The organism is Sphingomonas paeninsulae (assembly GCF_003660165.1).
GTDB classification, from domain to species: Bacteria; Pseudomonadota; Alphaproteobacteria; order Sphingomonadales; family Sphingomonadaceae; genus Sphingomonas_O; species Sphingomonas_O paeninsulae.
Window position 1 is genome coordinate 2,799,713 of sequence record NZ_CP032829.1, and the last position, 16,379, is coordinate 2,816,091.

The window sequence follows — 16,379 nt, forward strand, 5'->3', positions numbered from 1 at the left end:
CATGACAACGACATTCCAGCGACAGGCCGATGGCATCCCCGTCATCCTGAAAGCACCCTCTGCGACCCTTGATTATCTTGAGGACTGGACCGCGTGGCTATCCGCACTCGAAACGATCACCGCGATTACAGTTAGCATCGACACCGAAGGGTTGACGATGACGCCCGCGCCGACATGGACTGGTGGCATAGTGACTGTGTGGCTGTCAGGCGGCGCTCTCATGGTAGGTTACGTCGTCTCGGTGCAGATCACGACAAGCCAAGGCCGGATCGATACGCGGTCATTTCGGGTTCGGTGCGTGCAGCGTTAGACGCGCCTCACCCAAATAATGCCGCATCATCATCCGGCAGAAAGTGCACGTCACCTCGGTATCGATATCGGTATGCCGGTTGCCACCCCCGCACAGTGCTTTGCCGTTCGCTGTCTTGTGCATGTTCGCGTTGTGTTCTGGTTTAGTGATTCGGGCAAGGGGTGGGCATGGCTGCTATCATTGATGCCTCACCCCATCATCTCCAACTCAAACGGCTCAGGATCAATAAACCGGCACCACTGATCAGCCATCGCGTCGGCTATGCCCTGATAGGTCCGGCTGCGATCACGGGCGCGATTCGGACCGGGTGGCGCACGATGGCACGCGCTCCATGCCTTGTGCTCATCAGTGCCAGCTTTGGGCGGCGTCAGCATGTTCGTCGGCACCAGCGGCGGCAGATTGATCGTCTCGAACCCGGTGAACTTGAAAAACGGCTCACCAAAGAAATACGGATGCACGAACTGCGTCTTGCCGCGCCCCGTCAATCGGATCGCATGGCCGTGCATAACCGGGTTCTCGATAGCCTTGTGACGAATCGGCGCTTCACGGCACGTCCTGTAAAATGCGGCCGCTGTTTCGACCTCGGCCCAGCGCGGTTCGTATCGGCCATTCTCTTTCAGCCCGTCGATATACAGATGCTTCGCGCCTGAATTGCACAGCACGGTGCAGGGCGGGTGCATGACACCAAGGAACGCCCAGCCAAGGCCCAGCAAGTCGCGCAGGTCGCATTGCAGGTGCTTGTTGCTCCTGTCGGCTGCGGGGAGCTTATCGCAGGACCAGGTATCGATACCGCGCGCGGCGAATGCTCGGCGGACGACACCTGATTCCTCGCACCCGATCAGCGCGGACCGGGATAGGTCTAGGCTGGCGAGGGTGGTGGTGAGGGGGGTCAAACGCGCAAAACCCATGAGAACACGCCGCGAACAGGTTGTGCCACCCCTTGTGTCACCACGAACCGATGCCTACCGCGTGATTTGCGCGTTCCGCATTGACGTGTAACCCGCAGAAACCTAGGAAAAACGCGGTCGCCCCGATAGCTCAGCTGGACAGAGCAACGGTTTCCTAAACCGCAGGTCGGGAGTTCGAGTCTCTCTCGGGGCACCAGAATGCTGTTTGTCGGTAGCTAGACAAACCGCAGAAAACCGTGGGTTATTGCCTTAATCGGTTGTGATTGTTCGTCTCCTGTCTCGACGATCGTTCAGTTCTTAGCAACAGTGTCCTATTCGTGGCGGAATTACCCGTTTAGGCCTGCCTTGCAAGGAGCGTAAGCTGTAAGTTTCGCAGCGATCGTTGCGCGATCAAAGCAAGACTTCGATCAGGCTTGAGGTGCAGATAAGCGGGAAGTGGACGATGCTTACCGAATCGTGTCGATCATTGCTGGGCCTAACCTTGGCAGCAATCATGGTGGGATGCGCGGCGGCACCGATTTCGCTCCCACCACCACCGGTCCATGCTAACGGTCAGGTCTTGTGGCATATTGTGAGCGAGCACTGCATTCCCGATCAACGCGATCGAGGAAATCCAGCGCCTTGCGCCAAGGTGTCGGTCGCCGATGGCATCCAAGCTGGCTATGTGGTGCTCAAAGATCGCGTGGGCAAAAGCCAGTATCTCGTGATGCCGACAATTATGATCACCGGCATTGAGGATCCTCAGTTATTAACCCCTGGCGCTCCTGACTATTTTACGCCTGCTTGGTCCGCGCGAAAATTCGTGGCCAAGCGATTGGGAACGGCGCTCGCCCGTGAAGATGTCAGCATTGCGATCAACTCTCTATACGGTCGCACCCAGGATCTGCTGCACCTGCACGTCGATTGTTTGCGAACCGATGTTCGCGACGCGCTACGCTTGGCCGCGCCAACGATCGGACATCACTGGGTACGCCATGCATTGATCTTGAACGGTTACCACTACCGCGCCGTGCGCGTCGATGGTGACGACGCTGTTGCCGCCAATCCGTTCCGCCTCCTGTCCAAGGGACTGCATGTTCGACAGAGTGACATGGGGGCGTGGACGCTCGTACTGGCTGGCATGGACTATCCCGATGGCCCTCCTGGCTTCGTATTGCTCGCCGCACGAGCCAATCCTGCGGCAGGATATAAAGGTTCTGGTGAAGACCTGCAGGACCATGCTTGCACCGGTCGCGATGCACCTGCTCGATATTGAGCTTAACCAGCAACGTAAGGCAGCCAAGGCGAGCGCGCATTGCTGCGCAAGTTGACGGTTGTTATCGACGCATTGTCGCAAGCGGCGCTGACTGACGGATCGGTTTCAATCCGGTGGGGCGATTGAGACTGACTGCTGACCGGTCCTCGATGGCGTCTTAAATGCGCTGTCCGGCGCTGCGGCCTTACGGTTGCTCACATTAACCGGTGATAGATTGATCCGGCAATCAGGGAAATTTGGTCGCAGCCAATCAAAGGAAGCCTTTTATTTTTCTCCTGTGTTAGCGCTTCGACTCTGCCAGTCTCCGCCCATTGCCTGAAATAAAGCGACGCTGTCGCTAAGGCGGGCCGCGCGCGCTTGTATCAATTGTAGCGAGGCCTGAGCATTGGCGGCACTGGCATTCAGAACCGTCAGAGTGCCCACGTCACCCAATTCAAGCTGACGCCTTACGAAGTGAAGTGTGCGGCCTGCGGCATCGCTCGCGCGATTTGCCGCATCGAGGGCGTCTCCATCGGTACGCAGGCCATTAAGTGCATCGGAGACATCGACAAACGCTTGCAGTACCGAAGCGCGATATTGTGCTTTGGCGCCATCGAGCGCGGCTTCAGCAGCTCTTTGCTGATGGCGCAGCGCTCCTCCATGAAAGAGCGGCTGCGTGATCCCTCCGATAAGGGTCCAGAACGGATTTCCGGTGGCAAACATTTGAGCAAAGTCTGTGGCGACGCCGCCTGCTGTTGCGCTTAACTGAAATGCGGGCAGACGCGCCGCAATTGCGGTTCCAACGTCAGCACCTGCGCCCCTCATCTGCGCTTCTGCTGCCTGTACGTCCGGCCTTTGCCTGACCAGGTCCGCGGGGAGCGATACCGGTAGCGACTGCGGCAGGGCCATTGCTGCGAGATCGGGAATTGGAGGTAAGGGATTACCGGGTGCCACACCTGTCAACGCGGCGATAACGGCGTGCTGATGTGCAAGCGCGCGTTGAAGGGGGGGCAGGGCACCCTCGGCAGATGCCAGAGCCGTTTCCTGCGTCGCAACGTCGGAGGCTCCAACCGATCCAAGCTGCTGGCGTCGTCGCATCAGCGTGAGTAACTCTGCATTCGACGCTATGCTTTGCGTTACCGCCATCACCTGCGCCTTGAGCGATCCGGTTTGAATGACTGCCAGCACGACGTTCGCAATCACCGTGGTTCGCGCCGCCTCGAAGTGGTTGCGTTGGACTTCCGCTGCGGCGCGGGCCGATGCGACTTTGCTTTTCACGCCGCCAAAAACGTCAAGCGCATAGCCGACGGTAACTTGCGTCGTATGGAGCGTGTATAGCGTCTGATTGGGATCGAATAGCGGTGTCGCGAGCGCGTTGGACACGCGGGCACGCTGCGCCTGATAGCTCAGATCCAGCGTGGGTAGTTTCGCACCATTGGCAGCGCGGCCCAGTTCCGCCGCTTGCCGAAGCGCCGCATCGGCCGTCTGGATATCGTTGTTATGTCTGAGCGCCAGTTCCACCAGAGCATTTAGTTCTGTGTTTCCGAAAGCGTTCCACCAGTCCTTCGCAACCGGGGAACCAGCGACGATCGTTTGGGACGGCCCGCTGACTGGCGTAATTGGCGCAGTCGAAGCAACAGCATTGACTGAAGGCGGCAGCGATAAATCGGTTTGCGGGTGAACCGGACCTAAAGCGCATCCCGAAACCGAACTGAGAATACACATTGTCAGGGCGATACGACGGACGATCATGCCACCGACCCCTCATCATGGTGATGTCCCACATCCCGTCCGTGTGCGCCCCGATCCTCACGATTTACGTGTCGCGAAAAGCGATCGATCAGCACTGGAAGGACAAGCAGGATCAAAATAGGAGCCAATGCCATGCCGCCAACGACGACGAGTGCGAGCGGCTTTTGAACCTGGCTACCAATTCCGCTGGAAAGCGCAGCGGGCAAAAGGCCGATCGCCGCTGCGAGACAAGTCATGACAACGGGGCGCATCGAATTGGTGACCATGATCGACAACGCACGGCTGCGCTCATGCCCCTCATCCACCGCTTGGTTGAAACTGGTGACCATCAGGATGCCGTCCATCACCGCGATACCGAATAATGCGACGAACCCGATTGCTGCTGAAATGCTGAACGCGGTGCCGGTTAGTACCAGTGCGAGCACCCCACCGATGATAGCCATCGGAATTGCGCTGAACGCCAGCATCGTATCCCGAACGGAACCGAAATTGGCATAGAGCAGCCCAAGAATAAGAATGAGGCTGATGGGGACGACAATTTCGAGGCGGTGGATTGCTCCGTTCAGGTTATCCAACTCGCCTGCCCATTCTATATGATAACCAGACGGAAATTTGACCGTATCGGCAATGCGTTTCTGCGCTTCACTCACCGCGCCACCAAGGTCGCGATCACGAACACTGAACTTGATCGGGATATAGCGTTCTTGATGTTCGCGATAAATAAAGGACGCGCCCGAGGTCAGGTGAACCGTCGCCACTTCCGAAAGGGGAACCTGGATCAATCCCCCGTTCGGTCCTGGAGCGCCGATGGTAATCTTGCGGATAGATTCGACACCGTCACGCTGTTCGGGCCGTAGTCGCACGACGATCGGGAAATGCCGATCGGTCTTTTGTTCATAAAGATCGCCAGGCGATTGCCCACCGATTGCGGCGGCAACCGTTGTATTGATGTCATCGGGTGTCAGCCCATATCGCGATGCCCGCGCGCGATCGATGTCGATCTGGACCGTCGGTTGACCAAGCGACTGAAACACGCCGAGGTCGGCAATACCGTTAACGAGCGCCATTTGGGTTTTGACCTGACCCGCCAATGCCTGAAGTGTCGGCAAGTCCGGGCCGAATATCTTGACCGAATTCTCGCCCTTAACGCCAGATGTCGCTTCCTCGACATTGTCTTCGATATATTGGGAGAATGTGAAATCGACGCCCGGATAGCGTTTCATCAGTCTGTCATTCAATTCCGCAGTCAGCTTGTCTTTGGTTACGCCCGAGGGCCATTGATCGGCAGGTTTCAATGGCACGAAATATTCAGCGTTGAAAAAGCCTGTCGCATCGGTGCCATCATCGGGCCGACCGTGCGTCGATAAGACCGCCTGAACTTCTGGATAGCTCGCCAGGATCTTGCGAATGCCGTTTACGGTTGGCTGCCCTTCCTCAAGTGAAATAGAGGGAGGCAAACTGGCACGGATATACAAATTACCTTCTTCGAGATGCGGCAGGAACTCCACGCCCAACGATCGAACGCCAACCAAGGCTGTGGCGAACAACAGGATAGCGCCACCGATCGCCAATACCCGGTTTGCCATCGCGAAAGCTGCCGCTGGCTGGTAAACAGATCGCAACTTTCGAACGATCCAGGTTTCGACCTCATCGAGCTTGTCCGGCAGCAATAGCATAGCCATGACGGGGGACACGGTGAACGTGGCCAACAGTCCCCCGCCAATCGCATAGGCGTAGGTTTTCGCCATCGGTCCGAAAATATGCCCCTCGACCCCGGTTAGCGTGAAGAGCGGTATGAAGCTGGAGATGATGATGGCGGCGGCGAAAAATATGCCGCGGCTCACTTCATGCGATCCATGCAAAATCGCCGATAATCTGTTCGCGTGAGAATAATGGCCGCCCTGCGATTCCGCATGGACTGACCTTTCGACCATGTGTCGATAGATGTTTTCCATCATGATGACGCTGGCATCGACGATCAGGCCGAAATCAAGTGCGCCGACGGACAGGAGATTGGCGGACTCCCCCTGTGCGGTAAGGATGAGGACGGCAAAGGCGAGCGCGAAGGGTATGGTCGTTGCAACGATGAGCGCACTTCGCAAATTGCCCAGAAATACCCATTGCAGCACGAAGATCAGCAGGACGCCTGCGAACAGATTATGCATAACGGTGCGAGTAGTCAGGGCGATCAGATCGGACCGGTCATAGATCGGCTCGAGCCGAACGCCCGGCGGCAAGATGTTCGAGCTATTGATATTTGCAATCTCTGCCTTGACGGCATTGATCGTCGGAAGCGATTTCGCTCCGCGCTGCATCAGCACGATACCCATGACTACATCATTGTCGTCATTGGCCCCGGCGATGCCCAGTCGCGGCTCGTTACCGACAGTGACTTTTGCGACGTCGCGCAAGAGTACGGGTGAATTGCCGCTCGTGGTGACGAGAACGCTGTCGATCTGATCGGGCGACTGGATCAGTCCTACGCCTCGGACGATAGCGGCCTGTGGTCCAAAATTGACGGTCTGCCCACCGACATTGCTGTCGCTTTTACCGATGGCTGTGATGACCTGAGCCACCGTTGCCCCATGCGCGAGAAGGCGGTCGTTATCGATAATGACTTCGTAAGTGCGAACCTTGCCGCCCCAGCCGGTGACATCGACGACGCCCGGAATACGTTTGAAGCGACGCTGCAAAACCCAATTCTGGAGCGTCTTTAGATCCATGACCGAGTAACCCGCCGGAGCGACTATCCGGTAGCGAAAGATTTCGCCGATCGGGCTGGTGGGAGAGATTTGAGGCTGGGCATTCCCCGGAAGAGCACCAAGCTGGCCGAGGCGATTGATCACGCGCTGCTGCGCTTCCTCGAACCCGATATCGTAACTGAATTGAATTTTGACGTCGGACAGGCCGAATAGCGAAATCGCTCGAACAACGTTCAGATGCGGGATTCCCGCCATCTGGACCTCGATCGGTATCGTGATGTTACGCTCGATTTCCTCGGCCGAAATGCCGGGACTCTGAGTCACGATTTCTACCATTGGCGGTACAGGGTCGGGGTACGCTTCGATATTTAAATTTAGAAACGCGATGACACCCGCCACCATCAGGCTCAGCACCAGCGCGATGATGAGCATTCGCTGGCGCAGGGCAAATCGGACCAGTTTATTCATGACGGTCGGACGATTTAAACATGACCGGGCGTATCGTCATTCACCCATGCTCGCTTCGTTCACAAAGATTGCGCCGGCCGTGACCAAGCGTTCGCCAGCGCGCAGGCCCGACAAAATCACAACCCTTCCGTCGCGACTATCGCCGATTGTAACCGCCCGAGTCTTAAGCAGGCCGCCCGGCATGGCGAGCCAAATTCGCGATTCGTCACCTTCGTGAATTATGGCGCTCGCGGGAACCGAAATGACCGAACCTCCCGATGCCGCATGTCGGATCGTGAAATTGGCGAACATTTGTGGTTTGAGCGCAAGGTCGGCGTTCGCAACCGATGCGCGGACCGGAAGTCGATGGGTTACGGGATCAAGACCTGCGGCAATATTGTCGATAACCGCGTGGAAGACGCGACCGGGATACGCAGGCGTTGCCACCTCTACCGTATCGCCAACATGAACTTGCGCGGATTCGCTTTCCGCCAGTTGCGCGACAAGCCACACGTGGGTCAGGTCGGCTACGATCATAACCGGCGTTGCGCCGCCTGCACTGACATATTGACCGACTGAAACGGCGCGCGATGCCACGGTTCCATCGACCGGCGCGTGTAATGTCGTCTCAGCATGAATTCCGGATACTTCGCCTGCATTTTCAAGGCGTTGGATTTCGTCATCCGTCTTGCCAAGGATGACCAGCTTGTCCCGCGCAGCGCCGACCGCTGACTCGCTGCTCCGTAATGCTGATTGCGCTGTGACGAGATCGTTCTGCGCCTGTCGATAATCCTTCAGCGCGCCACCCGCCGTCTTGTAAATCTCTGCCTGCCTGACGGCATTTTCCTGAGCGATGCGCAGTTGCGAACGTGCGGCGGTGTTTTGCGCAACTGCAGAGAATAAGCCGTTACGTGCATCGACGAAATCCGACGTTTTTATCATCAGTAGTGGCTGGCCGCGCCGGACATGGGCACCCGCTTCGACCAATACCTGAGTGACTTGCCCGGAATAGGGAAGGATGACCGGTGTGCTATGATCGTCGTCGACCGCGATCTGGCCTGTCGCGGTGACAATCGCACTTGCATCGCCCGATTGTGCGGGTTCGATTTGCAAAGTTTTCAATTGCTCGGGCGTCGGCTTGAAACTTCCCGGTGGCAGACTGGGTACGACAACCGGTTTGGCTGCGGTTAGCCAACTGAAGAGCGTGACCAGCAGCCAGATAAGCAGAATTGCGGCAAACCCGAGAAACAGGACGCGAATTTGCGTTCGGCGTGGAAGTGCCTTTGCCGATGGGAGAGGCATGCCCTCATAGTCTTCGATCACGAGTGCCGGTCCGGATGAGGCATGCAATTCATGAGGCTCTCCATAGTGTTCGGTCACTCGGTTCGGATCATCGACTGGTACGAGTGGAGAATTATTTGATGAGTTTCGGCCAAGCGTTAGTCGCATTGTATTTTACTTTATACGTGATCGGGTTTCATTCACGCATCAAGTGAATTGATTGGACGGTAAGCCAGAGCGCGGGGCAGCAGCACTTGGCCGCGGCTTTCTTGTGCTAGGTTCTGGGATGACTCGCGTCATTGCTTACGATCTGCTCCTGGATGAACAGTACGAGCGACGACTGGCAAGTGCGAAGAGGAGCCATCAAAATTCCTTCAACGATGCTCCCGAGCGGGCCGGTAACGGACGCTTGCAGCGGGGTCAATGGGGCCGTCGTCTGGAGTCAAAAAAGGGTGTCGAGAGTGTTTTCGGCGAATGCTCCGGCAACGGTGGACCAAACGCCTGCTGCGTGTGAGACTGGTGAAGGTAAATGATCGAGTATAGTTTGCGTGGCACTCGACTGCGCAATTCTGACAAATGCCAGCAGGAGGCCAAGGAAACTGTAGCATGCCCACTTTGAAGCGCCTGTCTCGTTGCAGCTTTGTCGTTCAATGTTGAACTTTTTTCCGCGTAGCGGTGCGCGCGAGGCGCAAACACAGGCAATCTGGATCGATCTCTGTAACCCCATTCCGGGGAGAGCGCGGAGGTTGAAGGCTTGACTGGCCTTGGCTTACCAAGTCGCGACAGCCTCAGCGAGATCGAAAGTTCAAGCCGCCTCCGAGTTCATGAGGGCGTGCTTTCGATGGGCATATCGATGGTTTCGCACGACGATGCCGGATCGCTGCAAATTTCGCCGATCGGGTTCGTCTTGTCGCGCGATCGCCTTGTCACAATTCGTTTTGGGACTTGGCACGCCTTTGACGTTGTAGCCGAAAGCTTCGATGAAACCAGGACGACACCAACCTCAAGTCTTGAGGTATTCATCGACCTCTGTGATGAGATTATCAGTCGCCTAGCTGACAGCCTGGAGCACGCGGCGACTGAATTGCGCAAGATTTCCGTAGCCACTTTCCATGCGCCAGACGAAAAAGGTGGCAAGGTTGTCCGTTCCAATCGGATTATTCGCGCCAAGCTTCGTCACATTGGCCGATTGGGGGATCGCATTTCGGAAAGCCGCGACGCCTTGCTGGGCGTCGGGCGCGCCGTGAATTTCGCCTGCGAACTGACCAAAGATTGGAGTGATGACAGGTTAGGCGCTCGGATGAAAAGCTTGCAGCAGGATGTGGCCTCCCTGGATGATTACCAGGTCCATCTTTCCGACAAGGTACAGTTCCTGCTCGACGCTATGGTCGGGTTGATCGGGATCGCTCAGAACGATGTTTTCAAAGTCCTAACCATTGTCTCGATCGTCGGCATTCCCCCTACCTTGATCGCGGGTATTTACGGCATGAACTTCAAGAATATGCCCGAATATAACTGGGCCCTTGGTTATCCCTATGGGCTCGCGGTGATCGCGCTGAGCGCAATCCTACCGTTGGGCTGGTTCAAGTGGCGTGGCTGGTTCTAAGCGTGGGCCACAGAGAGTCTGTGACTGTGAATGGCCGAAAGTTGCCAGTTTGCTTAGCGATGGATCGACAAAGAAGCTGCCATTCATCAGCGAGCGTCGCTATTTGTCAAATGGGCCCACCAAGCGGCGTTATTCTCTTTCTGCAAGGCCTTAAGCACTTCCGGCAAACTGCTCCAGCTTGGCTCGATCGACTTGGAGAAATCGCTGTTCGCTAGGTCGAGACTTTTACCACATTGCACGATTCAATCTGGTCTCAACTCTGCAAGAGCCCGACGGGCACCAGCCTTATCCGGTTCGATCGACAAAGAGCGTCTGAAGTAGATTCTGGCTCGTTCCTTATCGCGGACCACGCCCGAACCTGCCTGATACGCGAGACCAAGATTAAGACATCCATCAGCATCTTTCAGATCGCAAGATTTGCGGAACAAGACGGCGGCACGGACCGCATCCTTGTCGATACCGCGGCCATTCTGGACAAGCGTTCCAAGATTGCCACATGCCGCGCCGTCGTCTTGATCGCAAGCTCCCACGTAAAGTGATGCTGCCCGCGCCGGATCTTTCCTTACCCCCAGGCCCTGATCGTACACCACGCCAAGGTTATAGCATCCCCCGGCATCGTCGCCGTCGCACGACTTTTTGAACAGGCGCATCGCTCGCCTTGCATCCGCTTTGATGCCAACGCCCATCGAATAGGCAGCACCCAAGCTCGAACAACTCGCCGCATTGCCGTTGTCGCAAGCTCTGTCAAAATAGGTAAAGGCGCGCTGGGCATCTTTTGTGACCCCGCTCCCATTTACAAGTGCCAGGCCGAAATTGCCACAGTCGGCAGCACCACCGATTTCGCAAGCCCGGGCGAAAGCGGCGGTGGCGCGGTTGGCGTCCTGTGCCACACCGTTGCCGTTGTAATAGGCGATGCCCAGCAACGTACAACTGTCGGGGTCGCCACCGGTACATGCCTTGTCTAAGAAGACAGCAGCCTGCGCGACATCTTTCGTGACGCCCTGACCATTGGCGAACCTTGTGCCCAACTCCGCGCAAGACCCGACAGTTTCCGTAGCGCAGGCTTTCTTGAGTTGTGCGATCTCTATGGCATTTTCTTCGGGCCTGGCATTTAGCGGACCTTGGGTCATGTCCGGCAACTGCGGGTCTGTTTGTTGGGAAACATTTTTTGTTTTTGTGTCCGGCTTTTGCGGTAATACATTACCCACTTCTCGTCCGGTCATCGCCTCATGCAAGTCATGCGCATCGGTGGGTTTGTTGCCGCGCGCAATCAATGCCTCGGCAAACGCGACTTCATCAATCGCGAGCGGAAACAGGTCGTTGGTGACGCGGTGTGCTTGGTCGCCACATGCGAAGCGAAACTCGACGTCGCCTAACGTATCCGGCGCGACCATTTGCATCGATCTCAGACGGGCGTGCGCATCGCCGATCTCTCGACCTCGTTCGTCAAATCGCAGTATCTCGAGCAGTCTGATCCGGCGCTTCCCGCACTCGGCACGCATATGCGATTTGGTCATGACTTCCGGCTCGGCCGGCCTAATGACGTGCATCGTCCAATAGCTGACGCTGTCCTTGTTGCGTTCGATAGACTGCGCATCAACGAATACAACGCGGCCGGGACCACTGTTCACATACCACCATTCCGACGCCATCGCCGGGAATGGCGCAAGCGCTAGCGTCGTCACCAGCCCTACATAAGACCCGAACCTTCCTCGCATCCACTTTCTACTGAATTTGAAGAGGCTCATCGCGTGGAAATCGGCACGACAATATCCAATCCGTCGCGTCGACAATAATTTGCGTCAATGACCTCCGTTCCATGCGAGATGTCTTGGGTAGCAACTCTTGCCATAGCTGGCACGACGCCGACGGAGTAAGTGATGCCGAGCGCGCTAGTTGCCTTGATGGTGATCACAATATGACGAAGCTGGATCATGTTCGCGCCAACCGCAAACGAGGCAATTCGACTTATCTTGGGATTTGTTAGATCGTCGCCGCTGTATCCACGAACTTCCAGAATTATGCCGTCTCGATCTACATCGAGAAACGCGATATCGTATATCCTGTCGCTGCCCCCCTCCCGCGTGTCAGGTGGTTGCAGCCCTGTCGCGTAGTCATGCGGTGGAACGATCAATTCCCCTCGTTTGGCCGAATGGATTCCGCTGAATGTCACGAAGCTCTTGGAGAGGTGGCGCGGTTCGCAAACCACGGGAAAATATGGCGCTTGGGTAGCGACAGTCAGGGTGTTGCGATTCAGTGGCACCGCGCCAACCGGGGCCACAGTCAGTAAAACAACCGCGACCATGCCTTGGACTATCCATCGTCCTTGCATCTTTCACTCCCTATATATCCACATGGCGGCGGCGATAATCAGCCGAATCGCAACGATCGTATTCACCAGTCCCAGATTATCTCCGGCATAGGCAAGCCTTGAAATGATATCGTATTGAATTGGCATTGACCCCCGTGATGAGGCTATTATGGGAACCCTCGCCAAGTTCTTCTCTAGCTGCGACCGGGTGATGGAGCTGAATTTACTCGGGAATAAATAACTATGATCCTTCCAAACCTGTTCTTTGCGGTTGCAGCAGGAACGCTTCAGACATCTGCTGCGGTTGAGAGCTTAGATCAGCCAAGCAAGAATGTCGTTTTGGGCAATGAACGGGCAATCGTGTCGCTTTCATGTGACAGGGGAAGCGTAAGTTTCCGGCTCCGCTGGCCCACTCGGATCGAAGCTCCCTTTCTGAACATCGGGGTGGGCAACAGCAACGGTATGGACGCAGCGATGGGGGCGGCAGAACCTTGGAAAATAGTCGATAGTCCTGACAGGCGAACGGCAATGGCACCGCTGCCTGCTGCCAAGATCGTCGCCTCTAGCGCTGGCGAAGAACTGCTATTGCTCAACGTTCGAGGCGAAAGCGATTCCACGATCGCGGAATTCGACGCGCTTTTGATGAAGGCGGCGCTCGATGAACTTGTCGGGCAATGCTCTCCGGCGTGATCAGACGGCAAAAATGACGCGCGCGTTCGCAAGTCGCGTCTTCCGTTATGCCGTGGCTACGGCGCGAGCAGCATCGGATCTCGCTGCGTCACTCTGACGTCCCTCCATTTTCTCAATTCGTGGTTAGAATGCGAATTTTCCTGTCCTGTGTTGACCCACGAGTAAGGAGGAGAAGACGGCGTACACAGGGGCATCCGGCGAACATGATGGGCGGGTGGGGCGTTCCAAGCTTGGTGAGGTGGCCTTAGACAAGCAGGATAACGAGCGAGGGCGGCTTCCTCCCTTCATCCTTGTGCCCGGTATCACTTTGGCATGACGGGTACACTCATCTGAGTATTTGCGTTGTGCGGTGGCAATCCCGCCAGTTTTGCATGATAGTCCGCGACGAGGTCGGGATCGGCATTATGACTGTGATTGGCAAGAAATGTCCTCAAGGCATCCCGGTATTCTGCGATGAAAGCCTTGTTGTTTGGGCTGACTGCAAATTGCGCGGCCGCTTTATCGACGGGCGCTCGATCCTGACTGATCAGATATTTTTTCCCATAGGGTGACTGATCACTTAGAATCACAAAGTTGCGGGCGAACCCCGGAATATATTTGACGGCGAAAGGCTGGCCGTCCGGCGGGATCAATATCTCGTTACGGATGGGATAAATGCTGGCGGACATGCTATCGAACTGTGTCAGTACGTCTTTACCATCGGATGTTTTCAGCACCGCATCATAAGCCCAGATATTCTGGTCGTTTAGGGTAGAGCTGGTTTCCTCGGAATGGGTGATGACGGCGGTCCCGTTCACGCCGAACGCATTGAGAAACAGCGCATTGGAGATGTGCGCGGTGAAGATATTGACCGGACCGCACAGAAAGAATGGCAGAATCAGAAGATACCATATCTCACGACCGCGCCATTTCGCCATCGCATGGCCAAGCAGTACACCTACGGCAATGAGCACCGGCCATGCCCAAAAGGGATGTTGAGCGAGGAAGTACAAAATGGCTGACAGGATGGACATCAACCGGGTGAATCATTCGGAGGGCGTAAAGTCAACGCGGAATGGGCGAGATGAAAGGCAAATATGACTGGCTCTTCCTGTCGAGCCAAACGAGTTCGGATTTGCCAGCTGCGCGAAGGTAGGCAACGGCTTCAAGGAGTAGCGGATGGCGGAGATCACGCTTTGTCAGGAGGCCGCGTTTTCCACGCTTATCTCGCGCCATCAAAGCGGCCTTTTCAGGTTTGTCATTATAGGAACGCACCCAGAATATCGTGATCCCATCCGTGAATTCGAACATATCATATTCGTAATGATATTCGTAGAATCCACTCGCGTTGGGTTCCGATGCATCAATGGAGTGCGAAATTTCTACTTTCATGCTCTGCGCGGTGCCGCCTCGCGCCATACTCCCCCACAGGGCGAGGATATGGTCTAGCCGTAACAACAGCTTTCAATCCTGGGTGAAGTCACAGCGGCGCTGCGCCACGGAAATTTCGATCGCCGAGACATAAGCAAGGGACGCCGCAATCGATAGGCTTAATGGACGGGTTTGATTGCTCCATGCTCCCAACATAACTCACCAAAATCGCTGCACGCCCGCCAAGTTCGAACCTTTACGTTGTCCTTTACGCTCATCTCGCCGGGCTCGCCATGCGGCAGCTTCCGACCATCCGCAGAACATCGAAATCAAGCTGAAGATGAAAATTATCGGTAGCATACGACTCCCATGATGCGTCGTTACGAGACTGGCTGTTACAATGAAAAAACCAGCGACCGGCCCTAATTCCGGATAGTGAATGATTTTGAAGAGATTCCAAGAAAACCAAGCCATTGCGATGGCTATGATAGCACCTCCAATAACATCACCAAGTGCCTGAATCATAACAATTATCAGTTGCATCACAAACTACCTTTCGGGTCGTGCGAAACTAATGGTTCCGGTAAGGCCGGAGCGGCCGCTTAGCCATTCTAATAGATAAGTCGTGTTACGATATTTTTCAAGGTTATTATAGATCAACCTGATCGTTTTTACGGCTCAATTGGCACCGGCAACGAAGACTCTCTTTCAGTTGGCGAAAGTCGTTCGATGAAAAGCATGTTGATTATGATCTCCTCCGGGACGAACGATCTTTTCCAAAGCTGAGCCTGTCGATGCAGCCTCGGCGTGCCTTGCCGCATCTGCAAGTGACACGAGGCCGACAAGCTTGCCCGAAACATCGACAATCGGAACGCGGCGTACCTGTTGTTTACCCATCCATCGAACGACGCTTTCAACGCTGTCCTCTGCGAGACAGGATTTCGCCGGCGCTGTCATGACATCTCGGACAGCGCATAATGAGCTCCGTCCGCTTACAACGACACGCATCACTATGTCGCGATCAGTGACCATTCCGACCAGGGTGTCGCCATCGGTGACGGGAAGGCAGCCGACATCTCGATCCGCCATTGTCCGCGCGATATTCTGTATCGTGTCTCCGGGACGCGCAGTGACGACAGCTCGAGTCATGATTTCCGAAATTTTCATGTTATTTCTCCAACAATCGAGAGGCTGATGAGTTTCCATTTTGAATCCCAACGTTCTCCCAACTACCGGCGTGCGCAACAGAATCTTTTTGCTGTTCAGGCGCAATAAGTTTGCAGAAAAGTGGTTCGATCCATTGCGTAGATGTGAGCATTTCAGGTCACGTCATTGAGCCTCCAGCTTTTTGAAAGCTTCTCCAAGTTCTGCCTGCCGTCAAGTTCTGGGCGTGTCCGTTGAACGGGGATTGTTCCGGGCGGCGAATAGCGGGCTGGCTTTAGCTCGGCTGCAAACTCTGTTTGCGGATGCGCGACGCGGCCAGGATTTTCCAGAGATTGAGCGCAAGAATTTTGCATAAAGCGATCAAAAACATTCGTTTGGTTGGCGAGACTTATAGGCAGATGATTATCAGTCAGGAGTGCACAGCAAATGAGTACGAGCAACTCAACGAGTTTCAAAAGGCCGCATGAACTTAATCGATCAAGCGCTTTCGCTTTCCGGATGGCTGCGTCTGTAATTTTTACGGTGGTTTTCTCGGTGGGGATAAAGAACATCGGCGCGAGCGGTTTTTTTGGCGAACCTGGCAGGCTTTTACTCGTGGGAATGCTCGTGATCCCAGCAGCTTTG

The 16,379-nt window shown here is 55.7% G+C and carries 15 protein-coding genes and 1 tRNA gene; 5 read left to right on the top strand and 11 right to left on the bottom strand.

Going from position 1 to position 16,379, the window contains the following annotated elements; all coding sequences use genetic code 11:
* The first annotated feature begins 1 nt into the window (after window position 1).
* Complete coding sequence (locus D3Y57_RS19335; RefSeq protein ID WP_121155315.1) at window positions 2-310, top strand: phage fiber-tail adaptor protein; 309 nt, start codon at window positions 2-4, stop codon at window positions 308-310.
* Window positions 311-498: 188 nt separating this feature from the next.
* On the opposite strand, the gene D3Y57_RS19340 is transcribed toward D3Y57_RS19335, so the two are convergent.
* A complete protein-coding gene (locus D3Y57_RS19340; protein ID WP_239025932.1) occupies window positions 499-1,218 on the bottom strand; it encodes a hypothetical protein in 720 nt (239 codons plus the stop codon).
* Window positions 1,219-1,337: 119 nt separating this feature from the next.
* Here D3Y57_RS19340 and D3Y57_RS19345 point away from each other — a divergent pair.
* Window positions 1,338-1,414, top strand: a tRNA-Arg gene (locus D3Y57_RS19345).
* Between the two features lie 246 nt (window positions 1,415-1,660).
* Window positions 1,661-2,473, top strand: coding sequence for a CDP-diacylglycerol diphosphatase (locus D3Y57_RS19350; RefSeq protein ID WP_162987217.1), 813 nt, complete (start codon window positions 1,661-1,663; stop codon window positions 2,471-2,473).
* Window positions 2,474-2,737: 264 nt separating this feature from the next.
* Here D3Y57_RS19350 and D3Y57_RS19355 read toward each other — a convergent pair whose 3' ends face one another.
* Genes D3Y57_RS19355 through D3Y57_RS19365 form a run of 3 tightly spaced genes read right to left on the bottom strand, consistent with a single transcriptional unit; the run spans window position 2,738 to window position 8,733 of the window.
* Entirely contained in the window at window positions 2,738-4,204 is a 1,467-nt protein-coding gene (locus D3Y57_RS19355; protein WP_162987218.1) for an efflux transporter outer membrane subunit, read from the bottom strand.
* Window positions 4,201-7,374, bottom strand: coding sequence for an efflux RND transporter permease subunit (locus tag D3Y57_RS19360; protein WP_121155319.1), 3,174 nt, complete (start codon window positions 7,372-7,374; stop codon window positions 4,201-4,203). Before D3Y57_RS19360 ends, D3Y57_RS19355 begins: the two co-directional genes overlap by 4 nt.
* Window positions 7,375-7,410: 36 nt before the next feature.
* Complete coding sequence (locus D3Y57_RS19365; RefSeq protein ID WP_239025933.1) at window positions 7,411-8,733, bottom strand: efflux RND transporter periplasmic adaptor subunit; 1,323 nt, start codon at window positions 8,731-8,733, stop codon at window positions 7,411-7,413.
* Between the two features lie 655 nt (window positions 8,734-9,388).
* On the opposite strand from D3Y57_RS19365, the gene D3Y57_RS19370 reads away from it, so the two are divergent.
* Window positions 9,389-10,240 carry a magnesium transporter CorA family protein gene (locus D3Y57_RS19370; protein WP_205590085.1) on the top strand — a complete coding sequence of 284 codons (852 nt, stop codon included), beginning with the start codon at window positions 9,389-9,391 and terminating at the stop codon, window positions 10,238-10,240.
* A 242-nt stretch (window positions 10,241-10,482) separates the two neighbouring features.
* Here the strand turns inward: D3Y57_RS19370 and D3Y57_RS19375 are convergent, their stop codons facing one another.
* On the bottom strand, window positions 10,483-11,925 hold the full coding sequence (locus tag D3Y57_RS19375) for a tetratricopeptide repeat protein (RefSeq protein ID WP_162987219.1): 1,443 nt from the start codon (window positions 11,923-11,925) through the stop codon (window positions 10,483-10,485).
* A gap of 59 nt (window positions 11,926-11,984) precedes the next feature.
* Window positions 11,985-12,374, bottom strand: coding sequence for a hypothetical protein (locus tag D3Y57_RS19380; RefSeq protein ID WP_162987220.1), 390 nt, complete (start codon window positions 12,372-12,374; stop codon window positions 11,985-11,987).
* Window positions 12,375-12,794: 420 nt separating this feature from the next.
* Between D3Y57_RS19380 and D3Y57_RS19385 the strand changes: the two genes are divergently transcribed.
* Window positions 12,795-13,241 carry a hypothetical protein gene (locus D3Y57_RS19385; protein WP_121155326.1) on the top strand — a complete coding sequence of 149 codons (447 nt, stop codon included), beginning with the start codon at window positions 12,795-12,797 and terminating at the stop codon, window positions 13,239-13,241.
* Between the two features lie 302 nt (window positions 13,242-13,543).
* Here D3Y57_RS19385 and D3Y57_RS19390 read toward each other — a convergent pair whose 3' ends face one another.
* The 5 genes from D3Y57_RS19390 to D3Y57_RS20315 all read right to left on the bottom strand — a co-directional run bounded on the left by D3Y57_RS19390 (window position 13,544) and on the right by D3Y57_RS20315 (window position 16,306).
* Window positions 13,544-14,254 (bottom strand): hypothetical protein, encoded by a 711-nt coding sequence (locus tag D3Y57_RS19390; RefSeq protein ID WP_121155328.1) that lies wholly within the window; start codon window positions 14,252-14,254, stop codon window positions 13,544-13,546.
* A gap of 31 nt (window positions 14,255-14,285) precedes the next feature.
* Complete coding sequence (locus tag D3Y57_RS19395) at window positions 14,286-14,612, bottom strand: hypothetical protein (protein ID WP_162987221.1); 327 nt, start codon at window positions 14,610-14,612, stop codon at window positions 14,286-14,288.
* 198 nt (window positions 14,613-14,810) lie between these two features.
* Window positions 14,811-15,116 carry a hypothetical protein gene (locus tag D3Y57_RS19400; protein WP_162987222.1) on the bottom strand — a complete coding sequence of 102 codons (306 nt, stop codon included), beginning with the start codon at window positions 15,114-15,116 and terminating at the stop codon, window positions 14,811-14,813.
* A 183-nt stretch (window positions 15,117-15,299) separates the two neighbouring features.
* Window positions 15,300-15,758 carry a CBS domain-containing protein gene (locus D3Y57_RS19405; protein WP_121155334.1) on the bottom strand — a complete coding sequence of 153 codons (459 nt, stop codon included), beginning with the start codon at window positions 15,756-15,758 and terminating at the stop codon, window positions 15,300-15,302.
* A 152-nt stretch (window positions 15,759-15,910) separates the two neighbouring features.
* On the bottom strand, window positions 15,911-16,306 hold the full coding sequence (locus D3Y57_RS20315) for a hypothetical protein (RefSeq protein WP_162987223.1): 396 nt from the start codon (window positions 16,304-16,306) through the stop codon (window positions 15,911-15,913).
* Between the last annotated feature and the right edge of the window lie 73 nt (window positions 16,307-16,379).